Here is a 15,740-nt window from a genome sequence, read left to right as displayed (position 1 = left end):
ACTTGTCTAGTAACACTACATAGAAGGATGGAACGAGATGCGACAAAAATTTAAGAGTTTCGACTTTACTCTGATGTTCACCCCGATTATTTTATGTGCTTTCGGTGTCGTAATGATTTACAGCGCCAGTATGGTCTATGGCCCGGTGGTATTAGGGGTATCCAGTGATTATTTCATGAAAAAGCAAATGATTTGGGCTGCATTAGGAATTTTACTGATGCTGTTCTTTGCTGTATTCCCATACCGTCATCTGCAAAGACTTACTAAATTGATCGTTCTGGTAATGATACTATCCTTAGCAGGCTTGTTTGTTTTTGGTAATGAAGTCAATAACTCTCTTTCCTGGTACAACTTAGGGTTCATGAGTCTGCAGCCCGCGGAAATCGTTAAAGTTGGCATAATTATATATTTATCCTCTGTTTATGCCAAAAAACAGCGTTATATTGACCAATTCGGAAAAGCAGTGGTTCCTCCGTTAGTTTTAACCAGCTTGATTCTCGGTCTGATCGTATTGCAGCCGGATCTTGGTACAGCTGCTATCATTGGATTGATAGCAAGCTTTGTGATTGCAAGTTCAGGGATTAAAGGGAAGCACATAGGATTGCTGGTGGGAGTTACCCTTGCTTTTGTCCTGTTGATTGCTCCTCAAATGGTAACAGATGAACGGCTGGCCCGTTTTACTGGAGCTTATCAGCCATTTGAGACCCCAGAGGGCGATGGTTATCACCTGATCCAATCGTACGTTGCAATTGGGACAGGCGGAATTCTTGGTGAAGGGCTCGGACAGGGAGTACAAAAGCTTGGCTACCTCCCAGAACCACATACCGACTTTATTATGGCTGTTATTGCAGAAGAATTAGGGTTCATAGGTGTACTGATTGTTGTAGGTTCATTAAGTACCATTGTATTACGTGGTCTGTACATCTCGAGAAAATGCAAGGATACGTTCGGGGCACTGCTTGCCCTGGGAATTTCCAGCATGATTGCCATCCAGTCCTTTATTAATCTTGGAGCGATGAGTGGTATGCTTCCGATTACAGGTGTGCCACTTCCTTTTGTCAGTTATGGAGGTTCATCGCTTTTAATCATGATGCTCTCAGTCGGAATCCTGAATAACATTGCCCGCAAAGTTAAAGCCAAAGAAGATCAGGAAACACAGGATGAACAACAGCCGCCACAGGAGAACCAGACCAGTTTCCAAAGGAAACAGCTAGAAAGACAAGGAGTGAAATCATGACAGAATTGAAGAAAATCAACAAAGTTCTCGTCGCTAACCGCGGGGAAATCGCGATTAGGGTGTTTCGTGCATGTACGGAGCTCAACATTCGAACAGTGGCAGTGTACTCCAAGGAAGATACCGGTTCCTATCATCGCTATAAAGCAGATGAGGCATACCTGGTGGGAGAAGGTAAAAAGCCGATTGATGCTTATCTGGATATAGAGGGTATCATCGAAATTGCTAAAACCGTCGGTGTAGATGCGATCCATCCCGGATACGGTTTTTTGTCAGAGAACATCCATTTTGCCCGTCGATGTGAAGAAGAAGGCATCACTTTTATAGGGCCGACCAGTCATCATCTTGATATATTCGGTGATAAGGTAAAGGCCAGGGAACAGGCGATAAAGGCTGATATTCCTGTCATACCAGGAAGTGACGGGCCAGTTTCAACCTTTGAGGAAGTGGCAGCTTTCGGTGAAAAACATGGGTACCCGATCATCATCAAAGCATCTCTTGGCGGTGGTGGACGTGGCATGCGTATTGTGCGAACTGCCGGTAACGTGGAAGAGGCGTACCAACGTGCCAAGTCTGAAGCGAAAGCAGCTTTTGGAAGTGATGAGGTTTATGTAGAAAAATTGATAGAAGAACCAAAACATATCGAAGTTCAAATATTAGGTGACTTCCATGGGGATATTGTTCATTTATATGAACGGGACTGCTCTGTCCAGCGCCGTCACCAGAAGGTTGTCGAAATAGCACCTAGTGTTTCATTGTCTGATCACTTACGGGAAGCTATCTGTGATGCTGCAGTCAAGCTAATGAAGAATGTCGATTATGTAAATGCGGGCACTGTAGAATTCCTCGTAACCAAAGATGAATTTTACTTCATTGAAGTAAACCCCCGTGTGCAGGTGGAACACACCATCACTGAACTGATTACTGGTGTTGATATCGTCCAATCACAAATCATGATCGCAGAAGGATATAAGCTTCACGATAATCCTATCGCCATTCCTAAGCAGAATGATATCAGAACTCATGGGTATGCCATCCAATCCCGTGTAACCACTGAAGACCCACTGAACAATTTCATGCCCGATACAGGCAAAATCATGGCTTACAGGTCAGGTGGCGGATTCGGTGTCCGTCTTGATGCTGGCAATGGGTTTCAGGGAGCTGTTATTTCCCCGTTTTATGATTCCTTACTCGTCAAGGTTTCCACCTGGGCTCTTTCCTTTGAGCAGGCTGCAAATAAAATGGTACGGAACCTGCGTGAGTTCAGGATACGTGGCATAAAGACCAATATTCCTTTCCTCGAAAATGTCATACAGCATAAGCAGTTCCTGTCAGGAGAATACAACACGATGTTTATTGACAGTTCCCCTGAGCTGTTTGTTTTTCCTAAACGTAAAGACAGGGGTACTAAGATGCTCAACTACATCGCCGATCGAACGATCAATGGTTTTGATGGGATGGAACAAAAGAAAAAGCCGGCTTTCACGAAACCTCGGATTCCGAAGGTGAAATCTTCAGAACCGGTACCAGAAGGCACAAAACAGATTCTTGACAAGCAGGGTCCGGAGGGTCTTGCAAATTGGCTGAAGGAACAAAAAGAAGTTTTGTTGACTGATACAACCTTCCGTGATGCCCACCAGTCACTGCTTGCGACTAGAATCAGGACGAAGGATCTTGAAACGATTGCCGAGCCTACTGCCCGCATGCTTCCGAATTTATTTTCCCTGGAGATGTGGGGAGGGGCGACATTTGATGTCTCCTATCGTTTCTTAAAAGAGGATCCTTGGCAGCGGTTATTGAAACTCCGTCAAAAGATGCCGAATGTATTGTTCCAAATGCTCCTGCGTGCCAGCAATGCTGTTGGTTATAAGAATTATCCAGACAATTTGATCCAGGAATTTGTTGAAAAAAGTTCGCAAGCCGGTATCGATGTATTCCGTATCTTCGACAGCCTGAATTGGATCGAAGGAATGAAGTTTACAATCGAGGCTGTACGGGAGAATAATAAGGTTGCTGAAGCAGCTATCTGTTATACAGGTGACATATTAGATTCCGCCCGTCCGAAATATGATCTGGAGTATTATAAAAAGATGGCAAAGGAACTTGAAGCAGCAGGCGCCCACATTCTAGGCATCAAAGATATGGCAGGTCTGTTAAAGCCTGAAGCTTCGTATCAATTGATTTCTAGCCTGAAGGAAACAGTAGATATACCGATCCACCTCCACACTCATGATACAAGCGGAAATGGAATCTTTACGTATGCACGGGCAGTAGAGGCTGGAGTCGATGCAGTGGACGTTGCCGCAGGTTCAATGGCAGGGCTGACTTCACAGCCGAGTGCCAACAGTTTGTACTATGCACTGGAGGGCAATGAACGTAAGCCTGACGTTAACATTAAATCCTATGAACAGCTCGGACACTATTGGGAGGATGTCAGAGCATACTATTTTGATTTTGAGAGTGGCATGAAAGCCCCTCATTCAGAGGTCTACGAGCATGAAATGCCAGGAGGTCAGTACAGCAACCTTCAGCAGCAGGCAAAAGCTGTCGGATTAGCAGAACGCTGGGATGAAGTGAAAAAAATGTATCGCCGTGTCAATGATCTCTTCGGCGATATCGTCAAAGTGACTCCTTCATCCAAAGTGGTAGGCGACATGGCCTTGTTTATGGTACAGAACGACCTTTCCGAAGATGATATTTATGAAAAAGGGGAGTCGCTTGCGTTTCCGGATTCCGTGGTGGAATTCTTCCAGGGCTACCTTGGTCAGCCTTATCAAGGTTTTCCATCAGAACTGCAACGGATCATCCTGAAAGGAAGGAATCCGATCACGCAAAGGCCGGGGGAATTGCTTGAACCGGTAGACTTCAATGATTTAAGAAAAACTCTTTTCCATTCATTGGATCGCCAGGTGACCAGCTTTGATATGATCACGTATGCCTTATATCCGAAAGTGTTCATGGATTATCATCGTTTCTATGAACAATATGGAGATATGTCAATGCTGGATACACTTACGTTTTTCTATGGCATGCGGCTCGGAGAAGAAATTGAAGTAGAGATCGAGCAAGGAAAGACATTGATTGTAAAGCTTGTCTCCATTGGAGAAGCACAGCTTGATGGGACACGGACTGTCTATTTCGAATTGAACGGGCAGCCGCGGGAAGTCGTCATCAAAGATTCCAATGTCAAGTCGATCGTGGAAGAACGACCGAAAGCCGATAAATCTAATGAAAAACATATCGGTGCCAGTATGCCAGGTACTGTCATAAAAGTCCTCGCGGAAAAAGGGGAAAGAGTCAAAAAAGGTGACCATCTGATGATCACAGAAGCAATGAAAATGGAGACCACTGTCCAGGCTCCTTTTGATGGGGAGATAAAAGACGTGTATGTTGGCAATAATGAAGCTATCCATGTAGGAGATTTATTAATTGAATTTGTATAATTGTCCATAATAATAGTAAGGGGCTCCGGAAGTATGAGGGTACTTCGGAGCACCCTTGTTTTTTGTGAAGCCATCATAAAAGCATTGATAATCTTTAGTTACACTAAAAAACCTTGCATTGTCGGCTGTTGTTTGCTAGAAATATATAGGGGGTTATCAAGCAGGACAAATTTTCCTGCTCCATTTCCAACCCGCTAATTTCATTTATATGAAAGCTGAATGGTAAATGTATGTGGAAGAACATGTTGAGTTAGTGAAGTCCGAATTCACAAAGTTGTCACAAATATAATCCTTGTGATTAAATAGATAGAAACATGATTCCATGATACAATGAGGATGTTGCCCCGCGGACTTTTGCAGGGGTTTCACACATTTATTAACTTTTTAACACCCCTCTTTAAAACGGTGGTTTCCGATGGAATTGTCCGAGCAGTAAAACGTTTTGTGAGGGATGTAAAAGGGAGGGAGATAATACGATGAACAATCCGAGAACAGTCGAATCAACATCTTCACCAGTCATCAATCATTCGGCTGTCAGCGAGTCATCGCTTTTGGCTGACATCAAGCGTCTGATCAAAGTCGGTATCATCAACTCTAATTTGATTACGACCTTCGCTGGTTTCTGGTTGGCATTGTACTTTACAGATACATCCTTCCTTGATCATTGGCAGACGTTCATTATGACAATGGTCGGAACCGCTTTTATCATAGCGGGTGGATGCATTCTAAATAACTGGTACGATAGAGACATTGACCATGTCATGTCTCGGACAAAGACACGCCCAACCGTAACTGGAACTATAGCATTATCCCACATTAAAACTATGGGAATAGTAGTATCTGTTTTAGGTTTTGTATTCTTACTGTTTACTACAATTGAAGCTGCCCTTCTCGGGGCATTCGGTTGGTTTGTATATGTAGTGCTATATACAATGTGGTCAAAAAGAAGATACACGATTAATACTGTCATCGGCAGCTTTTCAGGTGCCGTCCCGCCTCTGATTGGATGGGCTGCTATTGATCCCGGACTGCAATTGGAAGCATTGATTATGTTTTTAATAATGTTCATATGGCAGCCGCCTCACTTCCTGGCGCTGGCAATGAAAAAGAAAGACGAATATAAGGCTGCAAATATTCCGATGCTGCCTGTAGTACATGGCTTTGAAATAACCAAGCGGCAGATTGTCGTCTATATTGCATGCCTCCTGCCTTTGCCAATCTATTTAGCTTCATTAGGCACTGTCTTTCTTACAATCAGCCTTATAATGACCTTTGGATGGCTAGCCCTTGGAATCGCAGGTTTTGTGATGAAGAATGATTTGAAATGGGCGAACTGGATGTTCCTTTATTCCTTGCTGTACCTGACTGTCATTTTCCCACTAATGGTCATTGTTACTATTCCTTATTAACCAAGCCAGGTCCCCGGGCTGCCCCGGGGCTTGGTTATAAAATATAAGTTCATAAAGAGAAAGAGAGGTATAATTCATGAAAGGATGGATGGGAAAATTCCGTGCTCTGTTCCTTTTCAGTTCACTTGCCCTGGTCTTATCGGGTTGTGGAAAGGAAAATTTAAGCGCTCTCAAGCCTGAAGGTTACGGAGCGGAAGTAATACTAGATCTAATGATTCTAAGTATTGCCATAATGGTATTTGTATTTATTGTCGTAATGGCCATTTATACATTCGTACTGGTCCGTTATCGTGCAAAAAAAGGACAGGAAAACTACATTCCAAAACAAACAGAAGGTAACAAAGCATTAGAAATCATTTGGACAGTCATACCGATCATCCTGCTATTGGTATTAGCTGTACCAACAGTTCAGGCTACTTTTGATTTAGCCGAAGAATCAACTAAGAAATCAGACATACAAGTGGAAGTCACTGGTTCCCAATTCTGGTGGCATTTCGAATATAAGGGACAGGAAATCTCCACCAGCCAGGACCTTTATATTCCTGAAGGCGAACGCGTATACTTAACTATGAAATCAAGCGATGTTATCCACTCCTTCTGGGTACCTTCCATTGCAGGTAAAGTGGATACAAATCCGGGAGACAATGAAAACTCCATGTACCTGGAAGCTTATGAAGAAGGGGTTTACTGGGGACATTGTGCCGAGCTTTGCGGACCCGCACACTCTCTGATGGATTTCCGTGTTGTTGTCGTAAGTCCTGAAGAATTTGAGCAATGGGTCAATGATATGAAAAATGTCGATCCTAAAGCTGAGCCAGAAACAACCGTTGCTCAGGAAGGACAAGAGTTATTCCAAAACAATTGTCTGAGCTGTCACGCAATCGGTTCCGCTCCAAAAGGTGTCGGACCAAATCTGACGAACTTCGGAGACCGTACTAAGATTGCCGGTATACTGGAACCAACAAAAGAAAATCTGGTGGATTGGATAGTTAACCCTGATGAATTCAAACCAGGAAATAACATGCCATCTAACTTGGTGAGTGAAGAAGAAGCATCTAAAATTGCCGAATATTTGATGCAGCTTCAACCATCAAAAATAACACCGGAATCTGCAAAAGAATAAGATAAACTAATGATATAAGAGAGGTTTAAAGGGAGGTTAAAGCGTGAGTACTGCAGTAGCGCAAAAGAAAGGCTTCGGCGCCTTTCTATGGGACTACTTGACAACCGTTGACCATAAAAAGATTGCACATCTTTACCTGGTTTCCGGAGGTCTGTTTTTCCTGTTAGGCGGATTAGAAGCTATGATTATACGTATTCAGCTGATGAAACCAGATAATGAATTCATCAGTGCAGGTCTTTATAATGAAATGTTGACAATGCATGGGACAACCATGATTTTCCTTGCAGCTATGCCATTGATATTCGCTCTGATGAATGCCGTGGTGCCTTTACAGATAGGCGCAAGGGATGTCGCTTTCCCATTTCTTAATTCCTTAGGGTTTTGGCTGTTTTTAGCCGGGGGAGTTATCCTTAACTGCTCCTGGTTCATGGGAGGAGCGCCAGATGCCGGATGGACAGCATACGCACCACTGTCCACTACTTCACCGGGACACGGAGTCGATTTCTATGTCATCGGACTTCAGATTGCTGGGGCCGGTACCTTGATTGGCGGGATCAACTTCCTTGTAACAATTGTCAATATGAGGGCTCCAGGGATGAGCTATATGAGGATGCCGCTTTTCACATGGGCTGTTTTCGTAACAAGCACGTTGATTCTATTTGCATTCCCGGCATTGACAGTCGGTTTGTTCCTGATGATGTTCGACCGCATGTTCGGTTCTGCGTTCTTTGACGTTAATGCCGGCGGTAACGTCATCATTTGGGAGCATTTATTCTGGATTTTCGGGCACCCGGAAGTATACATCTTGATTCTTCCTCTATTTGGTGCATTCAGCGATATTTTTTCTACATTTTCGAAAAAACGACTATTTGGATATTCTGCCATGGTATTTGCAACCGTTTTGATCGGTTTCCTTGGTTTCATGGTTTGGGCTCACCATATGTTCACAACAGGTATGGGGCCAGTGGCTAACTCCATTTTCGCAGTAACCACCATGGCGATTGCCGTACCGACGGGTATTAAGATCTTCAACTGGCTGTTTACTATGTGGGGCGGAGCTATCAGGATGACTACTGCCATGCTTTGGTCCATTGCATTCATCCCGACATTTACTATCGGTGGAATGACGGGTGTCATGCTGGCATCAGCTGCGGCCGACTATCAGTACCACGATACTTATTTCGTTGTTGCCCATTTCCACTACGTCATTGTGGGCGGGGTTGTTTTCGGTATTTTCGCCAGTCTTCACTACTGGTGGCCGAAAATGTTTGGTAAAGTATTGAATGAGAAACTTGGAAAGCTTACTTTCTGGCCATTTTTCATCGGTTTCCATTTGACCTTCTTCATCCAGCATTTCCTTGGCTTGATGGGGATGCCGCGTCGTTATTGGAAGTTTCTTGAAGGACAAGGACTTGAAACTGGAAACATGATCAGTTCCATTGGTGCGTTTTTCATGGCTTTTGGTACAATCGTTTTCCTAATAAATGTCGTTTATACAGCGGTGAAAGAAGAAAAAGCGCCAGCTGATCCATATGACGGCCGTACGCTAGAGTGGTCGATTCCATCACCACCTCCATTTTATAACTTCAAACAGACACCGCTTGTTCGTGGTCTCGATCCACTTTGGGTGGAAAAGTCTGAAGGCAAGAAAGGTATGACACCGGCTGAACCGTTAGGCGATATTCATATGCCGAACAGTTCCATCCTGCCTTTTGTTATGTCACTTGGTCTTTTCATTGCCGGATTTGGTTTCATTTATCAGGTTGATAATATTGCCTGGTTATCACTTGTATTTATCGGAATGGGCATTACGCTAGGCTGTATGCTTATCCGCTCTGTGAAGGATGATCTTGGCTACCATGTCCATAAAGAAGATTTAGAAGAGGAGGGTGGCCATTAATGAGTAATGAAGATGTATTAAATCCAAAACGTATGCCCCATGAGCCTGAGAAAGCCACCCTGGAAGGTAAGAACAAATTCCTCGGCTTCTGGTTTTTCCTTGGGGGAGAAACTGTACTGTTTGCAAGTTTATTTGGGACTTATCTTGCTTTGAATGATTCAACTGCCGGCGGCCCAAGTGCAGATGAATTATTCGGGCTTGAGCTTGTCTTTATCATGACAATGCTGCTTTTGACCAGTTCATTGACAAGTGTCTATGCGATCTACCATATGAAAAACAATGACCTTGGAAAAATGCTGGTTTGGCTCGGTGTTACCGTCGCTCTCGGTTTCGCATTTCTTGGTTGTGAAATTTATGAGTTCTACCATTATATACATGGGGAGCATTTCACATTCCGTTCATCGGCCTTTGGTTCTGCGTTCTACACGCTGGTTGGTTTTCATGGAGGACACGTATTATTCGGTCTTCTGTGGATTCTGTCACTGATAATCAGAAATGCCAAGCGTGGAATCAACCTGTACAACGCACCGAAGTTCTATGTAGCAAGTCTTTACTGGCACTTCATTGACGTTGTCTGGGTATTTATTTTTACAGTTGTCTATCTGATGGGAAAGGTGGGTTAACGAATGGCAAAGGATACTAAAACGAAGAGCACTACTGATTTCAAGAAAGAAGCGCATAAGGAAGAGATGAAACAGCAAGTCGTTACATTTGCTTTGATGATCATCTTCACGATAGCTGCATTCGCTCTTGTCGTTTCTGATGTCATCGATCGTTATTTCATCATTCCAATTATATTATTACTGGCTCTTGTCCAGGTCATTTTCCAGCTTTATTATTTCATGCACATGAAAAATAAGGGCCATGAAATGCCTGCTTTGATGATCTACGGAGGCATTTCTGTCGCTGTTATGACCATCCTTACATTTACAACAATCATTTGGTGGTAATATTGAAGAGAGATCGGTTGCTTAGCACCGGTCTCTTTCTTCAATTTAATAGAATGTGTGTCAATTTTGTGAAATTGACTTTATAAAGGAGAAAGGCTCGAGTTTTGCAGGAGAATCGTTTAAAATAAGGTATATCATGACCTATCTGGAGTGAAATATTATGTGGTTAGAGTTACAGATTTTCGGCTTTCGAGCCTTGTGGAGTCCATATTATTTTATTTTCATGCTGGTTTTAGCAGGTATATATTATTTTCTCACCGGTCCAGGCAGGCACCGTTTTACAGATTCTGAGCGACCGGATGTGAGTCAGCAAGTTTACTTTTATGGAGGATTGCTGCTTCTTTATATCATAAAAGGGTCACCGATTGACTTATTGACTCATATCATTTTTACGTCCCACATGGTTCAGATGGCATTATACTGTTATTTGCTGCCGATTTTATTTATCAAAGGGATACCGGCATGGATGTGGAAAAAGGTTTTTGATGCTCCAATAATACGTTCGGTATTAAAGCTTTTGACAAAACCTTTAATTGCTCTGTTGTTATTTAATGGATTATTCTCGTTATACCATTTACCAGTAGTTTTTGATTATGTGAAGGCAAATGAAATCGCGCATGCGGCTATCGTAACTGTTCTTTTATTCGCTGCATTTTGTATGTGGCTCGTTGTTTTTCCTCCGATTGAACAATTGCACAAACTAAGTCCGATTTTGAAAATCGGATACATTTTCGCAAATGGTGTATTGATTACTCCTGCATGTGCATTGATCATTTTCGCGGACACGACTATTTATAGTACGTACACGGAAAATGGTGCATGGTTCCAGGCGATGAGTCTTTGCGTCCCAGGTGATGTATTAAGCGGGCTTAGCAGTCTGAAAATGAGTGGTCCCGAACTGTTTTCCCCACTTCCTTTGCTTGAAGATCAGCAACTTGGAGGAATCATGATGAAGGTAGCTCAGGAAATTATTTTCGGTGTAATGATTGCCAAAATATTCTTTGGCTGGTTCAACAAGGAAAGATATTCGATAGATCCACTTCCTGCCAATGCTCCACAAGATTCGTGATAGTTATATCTAGCTTTCCTGGCTGTTTGGGAAAGCTATTTTTTTGAAGTCTGTGATATTATATTAGTAGTTTCAGTGAAAGGATGGAAATAAATGCCTTTGTTACCTACCATCAGTACTTTTTTTATCGCGCTTAGTGCAATTCTGGTTGCAATCGGCTGGGTGCTGATTGCGAAAAATAAGCGGATTGAGCATAAGCGGGTTATGGTTGCGGCTGCCATCAGTGCGCTGCTATTCTTTCTCATTTATTTGTCCAGAACGATTCTGGTAGGTAATACCAGTTTTGGGGGGCCGGAAAAGATAGAGATTTATTATACGATTTATTTGATTTTCCATATTATTTTAGCGACAACTGGAGCAGTGTTCGGTCTTGTCACACTAAGGCTGGCATTGAAAAGGAAAATTCAGAAGCATCGAAAACTCGGTCCTGTAACAAGTATTATCTGGTTTGGTTCGGCTGTTACAGGAGTAGTGGTCTATCTTCTTTTGTATATTATCTATGAGAGCGGGGAAACGACGAATGTGTTCCGCGCCATATTCGGAATGTAAACTTGTGCATCGCATGGGATCAGGTGATTCGATGCGATTTTTTGTTTAGCTGTATGTGGGAAAAGGTATATAGTAATGGTTTCTTTTAATCATCTGATGATATCTGGAGGAGATAGATATGATTGTGGAAACTTCTCGCCTGTTGATTAAGCCGATAACAGAGGAAAGTGGGCAGAAGCTGATCAAACATCCGCTCGCATTTTATTTTACATATCAAATCGCCTGGAACGAAAACTGGCCGCACAATGGTTTACTGGCCAGACTTCCTTTATATACCGAGAATCTGGCAAACGGTACCCAGGTGGTAGGCTTCGGCCCATGGTTTATCGTTTCAAAAATAGACCAAAGGATTATCGGGGATATCGGATTCCATAATCCTCCCGACCGAGAGGGTGCTGTGGAACTTAGTTACTACATTCTTCCCTCGGAACGAAATACAGGTTTTGCAACGGAAGCGGTTGAGGCAATGGTGGGTTGGGCTTTTTACAATGGTGCGGATGAAGTGAAAGCCCAATGTGATAAAAGGAACGAAGCATCCCAAAGGGTGTTAAAGCACAATTATTTTGAACAAATTGCCAGTAAACGTGATATATTAGTGTTTCGAAAGGAGAGGGAAGTATTTGGCTATTATCAGGAAAGCAGGAAAAGAGGAATATGAAGAAATTATGAAGCTGGGTGAAGCAGCATTCAACTATAGACTGACAGAAGAACAAAAAGAAGACAGACGATGGCAGATGGATAAGCAGGATATCTTAGCTGTTTTCGAAGACGAGAAGCTTGCAGCAAAGCTCCACTTACTGCCATTAGAAGTATATTTAGGAGAAAAGCGGGTACGTATGGGTGGAATTGCTGGGGTTGCTACCTATCCAGAGTATCGCCGCGCAGGTTATGTATCTCAGATGATCAAAGATAGTCTCTCCATAATGAAAGATAAGGGTATTTCCCTGTCATTACTTCATCCTTTTTCTGTTCCTTTTTACCGTAAATTCGGTTATGAACTTACCCAGTACACACATACTTATCAATCCAGCCCTTCAGATTTATTATCTGAAAAGTACCAGGCAAAAGGCAAATTAAAGCGGAAAACATATCAGGAAGCACGGGATGAACTGAACCATTTATATGAAAAAGCAGCCTCTCAATATACGCTAATGCTCGTCCGTAAAGATTGGTGGTGGACGCGAAGGGTAATCGATTCGGAATCTGTAATCATCCTGCATTACGATAATATTGGTGACCCAGCAGGTTATATCATCAGCACAATGAAATCCGACAAGCTGGTCATTGAAGAATTCATCTATCATTCTGCCGACGCTTTTTATTCCCTTTTACAATGGGTGAAAAATCATGACTCTATGACAAACCAAGTGGAAATGATGCTGCTTCCGAACAATCTGGACGCTATCTACTTTGAGAATCCTGGCATCAAAGAAATGAAAAAGGCTTATTTCATGGCCAGAATTGTGGACGTAGAAACGTTTTTTAAAGAATATCCTTTCTATTCTGCGGAAGAATCATTCGACCTCCGATTACATATAAGAGATGAGCAAGCTGGCTGGAATGATGGGACCTGGGTGTGGAGGGTGAATGGCGGTAAAGCTGTTGAAGTCAGGAAGGTTAATGGCTTTAATCAGGCTGATATTTATACGGACATACAGTCATTGACGGCCATCATGTGTGGGAATATGGATGTGAAGTCAGCCGTATTTATGGAAAGAATGAAAGGCGATGCCGAGAAAATAACTGCTTTTGAGAAAACCATACGTCCACAGACCGCTGCATTTCTCGATTTTTTCTAAAAAGCTGCATTGGGTATTCCTATTCCTTCTAACGTAAATGCTGCCCGGACCGTTCCACGGCGGGCAGCATTTCTTCTGTCAAATTTTAAAATTCCACTTGATGATTCCTGCCTCTTTAGCAGAGTTGAAAGCAATTAATAATAACGGTCCTAGAATGAACCCCATCAGGCCCATCAATTGCAATCCCAGAAACATCGCAATCAATGTCGCAAGCGGTGACAGGCCGATATGTCTGCCCATCACTTTTGGCTCTACCGTCCGTCTGATCGCAAGAAGTACCAGAGCAAGAATGGCAAGCTGGGTGCCTGTTACAAAGTCGCCTGTAAGGAACATATAGACCGACCATGGTCCAAGAATGACGATTGAGCCGATTATCGGTATAAAATCAATCATCCAGATGATTAAGGACATTACAACAGCGACTTCAGGCGTAATTATCAACAATCCTAACAAAGAAACAATAAAAATAATGATACTGACGAGAAATTGAGCTTTTAAAAAACCAAAAACCACATATGAAAGACGTGCATTCATAAATTTGACTTTTTCAGAGGTTTCTTCCGTCATATGGGCATAAGCATTGCTTTTTAGCCGTGGTATCTCAAGCATAAACAGGAACAAAGCAATCAGATATACAAGCAGGCTCACGATGTACTCTGGTATTTTCGCAAATGCAATGGCAATTTTGTCTATCGTCAGGTTGTTCGTAATTGTTTCTGTCAGCTTTCGGACATTATTCTGGATACCAGAAGTAACTTCTGCGACAAGTTCATCAGGTAGATCTTCCGCATAACGGTCCATGGAAGTTTCCCAGTCGTTTACCACCTGGTTAATTTGTTTTACATAGTACGGTGCATTATCTGTGAAATGGACCACTTGTGTTACCATTTTTGTCACTGCGTATGTACCTATTATACTGATCATTAACAAAAACAATAAAAATACGATTATGACCGCAACTTTACGTTTGAACCGGAAGCGGAGCTGCATCCATCGGACGGCTGGGTTAAGGAACAAAGCCGTAATCAAAGCGACTATCAATGGCACTGAGACAGGAAGCAGGTAGTAGCTGGCGATGATGATAACAACTGCGGTTAGTAGTAATATCCATTGGCGTTTCGTAACGTATTTGAACAATTTAGTTATGTATCTCCCTTCATTATTGCAACTCTACTTCAAAATATAGCAAAAATAACAAATTTTGAACAGTTAATAATGTGAAAAACCGCTTCCCTGATATTAAGGAAAGCGGTTCATATAAATGTATGCTCTCATTCTGTGTGGTGTGCTTTCAATTCATCCGCAGCTTTATGCACAAGTTTCTTCGCCCGTTCAATTAAGTCTTTGGAAAATTCCTCTTGTTCTCCGTACTCTACCCCGTGCGGGTAATAATGACGCCCAAGGAGTGGGGTTAGCATTTTAAAGACTGCATTTCCTGTGTCTACATCACCTTCGATGGCATATCCCTGAATCCGGACATAATAGGTGATATTTTTTTCCGGTGAACCTATTTTGTAATCATAGGTGATCCGCTCATAATCCCATTGTCCTCCGCGAATGAATCCGGCTTTATTCAAAATATGATGCATCGGTTTTTGTTCAACGATTACTTCTTCAATCCCAGTACCTTCTAGTCTCATTATTTCCACCTCGCAAATTGTATGTATCTATGACAATCATAGTATGAAATTGGGCATGATGCAATTTATTATACTATAAAAAAATTGGAGTTGCATGTAATTTTTAAGACGTTTTGGAAACACTAAACCATGATTGGGCAGGATTTCCTGTCTGAAACCGTGATGATAAGGAGGAAAAGAAAATGAAAGTTGTCCGTGATATTATGACAGATGAGGTTTCATGCTGCAGTCCGGAGGATCATTTGTTTGATGCAGCTACTTTGATGAAAGAAAAAAATGTAGGAGCTGTTCCAATTTGCAACAGTAACCACGAATTATTGGGGATGGTAACTGACCGTGACCTTGTAATCCGAGGATATGCAGAAAAAAAGCCTGGCTCCACATCGATTCAGGAAGTCATGAGTGAAAAGCTATATCATGTATCACCAGATGCTTCCCTGCAGGAAGCAAGTGATACTATGGCAGAACACAAAGTTCGTCGTCTGCCTGTCGTTGACCAGGGAAAGCTGGTTGGAATTCTTGCGCTTGGCGACTTGTCCGTTGAACATATGTCCGACCAGGCTGCTGGTGAAGCGTTGGAGCGGATTTCTGAAAGACCTGAACTACATTAATAAGGAAGGCTGT

General features: G+C 42.6%; 14 protein-coding genes. 12 read left to right on the top strand and 2 right to left on the bottom strand.

Annotation, left to right across the window (positions count from 1 at the left end; all coding sequences use genetic code 11):
* Positions 1–37 precede the first annotated feature (37 nt).
* The 11 genes from JOC33_RS08895 (at position 38) to JOC33_RS08845 (ending at position 13,476) form a co-directional block, all read left to right on the top strand.
* Positions 38–1,237 carry an FtsW/RodA/SpoVE family cell cycle protein gene (locus JOC33_RS08895; RefSeq protein WP_205092137.1) on the top strand — a complete coding sequence of 400 codons (1,200 nt, stop codon included), beginning with the start codon at positions 38–40 and terminating at the stop codon, positions 1,235–1,237.
* Positions 1,234–4,677 carry a pyruvate carboxylase gene (gene pyc / locus JOC33_RS08890; RefSeq protein ID WP_205092136.1) on the top strand — a complete coding sequence of 1,148 codons (3,444 nt, stop codon included), beginning with the start codon at positions 1,234–1,236 and terminating at the stop codon, positions 4,675–4,677. Before JOC33_RS08895 ends, pyc begins: the two co-directional genes overlap by 4 nt.
* Before the next feature lie 476 nt (positions 4,678–5,153).
* Complete coding sequence (gene cyoE / locus JOC33_RS08885; protein WP_205092135.1) at positions 5,154–6,086, top strand: heme o synthase; 933 nt, start codon at positions 5,154–5,156, stop codon at positions 6,084–6,086.
* Between the two features lie 76 nt (positions 6,087–6,162).
* On the top strand, positions 6,163–7,209 hold the full coding sequence (gene coxB / locus JOC33_RS08880) for a cytochrome c oxidase subunit II (RefSeq protein ID WP_205092134.1): 1,047 nt from the start codon (positions 6,163–6,165) through the stop codon (positions 7,207–7,209).
* A 43-nt stretch (positions 7,210–7,252) separates the two neighbouring features.
* Positions 7,253–9,109 carry a cytochrome c oxidase subunit I gene (gene ctaD / locus JOC33_RS08875; RefSeq protein WP_205092133.1) on the top strand — a complete coding sequence of 619 codons (1,857 nt, stop codon included), beginning with the start codon at positions 7,253–7,255 and terminating at the stop codon, positions 9,107–9,109.
* On the top strand, positions 9,109–9,732 hold the full coding sequence (locus JOC33_RS08870; RefSeq protein WP_205092132.1) for a cytochrome (ubi)quinol oxidase subunit III: 624 nt from the start codon (positions 9,109–9,111) through the stop codon (positions 9,730–9,732). The genes ctaD and JOC33_RS08870 overlap by 1 nt, the downstream gene beginning before the upstream one ends.
* Before the next feature lie 3 nt (positions 9,733–9,735).
* On the top strand, positions 9,736–10,059 hold the full coding sequence (gene ctaF / locus JOC33_RS08865; protein ID WP_205092131.1) for a cytochrome c oxidase subunit IVB: 324 nt from the start codon (positions 9,736–9,738) through the stop codon (positions 10,057–10,059).
* Positions 10,060–10,219: 160 nt separating this feature from the next.
* Positions 10,220–11,128, top strand: a complete 909-nt coding sequence (ctaG, locus tag JOC33_RS08860; RefSeq protein WP_205092130.1) for a cytochrome c oxidase assembly factor CtaG — start codon at positions 10,220–10,222, stop codon at positions 11,126–11,128.
* A 93-nt stretch (positions 11,129–11,221) separates the two neighbouring features.
* Positions 11,222–11,677 carry a DUF420 domain-containing protein gene (locus JOC33_RS08855; protein WP_205092129.1) on the top strand — a complete coding sequence of 152 codons (456 nt, stop codon included), beginning with the start codon at positions 11,222–11,224 and terminating at the stop codon, positions 11,675–11,677.
* Positions 11,678–11,795: 118 nt separating this feature from the next.
* Positions 11,796–12,335: a GNAT family N-acetyltransferase gene (locus JOC33_RS08850; protein WP_205092128.1), complete on the top strand. Its 540-nt coding sequence runs from the start codon at positions 11,796–11,798 to the stop codon at positions 12,333–12,335.
* Positions 12,298–13,476, top strand: coding sequence for a GNAT family N-acetyltransferase (locus tag JOC33_RS08845; protein ID WP_205092127.1), 1,179 nt, complete (start codon positions 12,298–12,300; stop codon positions 13,474–13,476). Before JOC33_RS08850 ends, JOC33_RS08845 begins: the two co-directional genes overlap by 38 nt.
* Before the next feature lie 78 nt (positions 13,477–13,554).
* On the opposite strand, the gene ytvI is transcribed toward JOC33_RS08845, so the two are convergent.
* Positions 13,555–14,613 carry a sporulation integral membrane protein YtvI gene (ytvI, locus tag JOC33_RS08840; RefSeq protein WP_205092126.1) on the bottom strand — a complete coding sequence of 353 codons (1,059 nt, stop codon included), beginning with the start codon at positions 14,611–14,613 and terminating at the stop codon, positions 13,555–13,557.
* A gap of 134 nt (positions 14,614–14,747) precedes the next feature.
* A complete protein-coding gene (locus JOC33_RS08835; RefSeq protein ID WP_205092125.1) occupies positions 14,748–15,116 on the bottom strand; it encodes a YugN family protein in 369 nt (122 codons plus the stop codon).
* 182 nt (positions 15,117–15,298) lie between these two features.
* Here JOC33_RS08835 and JOC33_RS08830 point away from each other — a divergent pair, with 182 nt between their 5' ends.
* Positions 15,299–15,727 (top strand): CBS domain-containing protein, encoded by a 429-nt coding sequence (locus JOC33_RS08830; RefSeq protein WP_205092124.1) that lies wholly within the window; start codon positions 15,299–15,301, stop codon positions 15,725–15,727.
* Positions 15,728–15,740: the final 13 nt, after the last annotated feature.

This window comes from Thalassobacillus pellis (assembly GCF_016908295.1).
Lineage (GTDB): Bacteria > Bacillota > Bacilli > Bacillales > Halobacillaceae > Thalassobacillus > Thalassobacillus pellis.
Note: the sequence above shows the minus strand (reverse complement) of the source record. Positions and strands in the feature narration are given on the sequence as shown.

What these genes read in the sequence shown, in the direction of transcription:
- JOC33_RS08870 (WP_205092132.1), top strand. Translation starts at nt 9,109, where the DNA reads ATGAGTAATGAAGATGTATTAAATCCAAAACGTATGCCCCATGAGCCT.
- coxB (WP_205092134.1), top strand. Translation starts at nt 6,163, where the DNA reads ATGAAAGGATGGATGGGAAAATTCCGTGCTCTGTTCCTTTTCAGTTCA.
- JOC33_RS08855 (WP_205092129.1), top strand. Translation starts at nt 11,222, where the DNA reads ATGCCTTTGTTACCTACCATCAGTACTTTTTTTATCGCGCTTAGTGCA.
- JOC33_RS08830 (WP_205092124.1), top strand. Translation starts at nt 15,299, where the DNA reads ATGAAAGTTGTCCGTGATATTATGACAGATGAGGTTTCATGCTGCAGT.
- ctaF (WP_205092131.1), top strand. Translation starts at nt 9,736, where the DNA reads ATGGCAAAGGATACTAAAACGAAGAGCACTACTGATTTCAAGAAAGAA.
- pyc (WP_205092136.1), top strand. Translation starts at nt 1,234, where the DNA reads ATGACAGAATTGAAGAAAATCAACAAAGTTCTCGTCGCTAACCGCGGG.
- cyoE (WP_205092135.1), top strand. Translation starts at nt 5,154, where the DNA reads ATGAACAATCCGAGAACAGTCGAATCAACATCTTCACCAGTCATCAAT.
- JOC33_RS08835 (WP_205092125.1), bottom strand. Translation starts at nt 15,116, where the DNA reads ATGAGACTAGAAGGTACTGGGATTGAAGAAGTAATCGTTGAACAAAAA.
- JOC33_RS08850 (WP_205092128.1), top strand. Translation starts at nt 11,796, where the DNA reads ATGATTGTGGAAACTTCTCGCCTGTTGATTAAGCCGATAACAGAGGAA.
- JOC33_RS08895 (WP_205092137.1), top strand. Translation starts at nt 38, where the DNA reads ATGCGACAAAAATTTAAGAGTTTCGACTTTACTCTGATGTTCACCCCG.
- ctaG (WP_205092130.1), top strand. Translation starts at nt 10,220, where the DNA reads ATGTGGTTAGAGTTACAGATTTTCGGCTTTCGAGCCTTGTGGAGTCCA.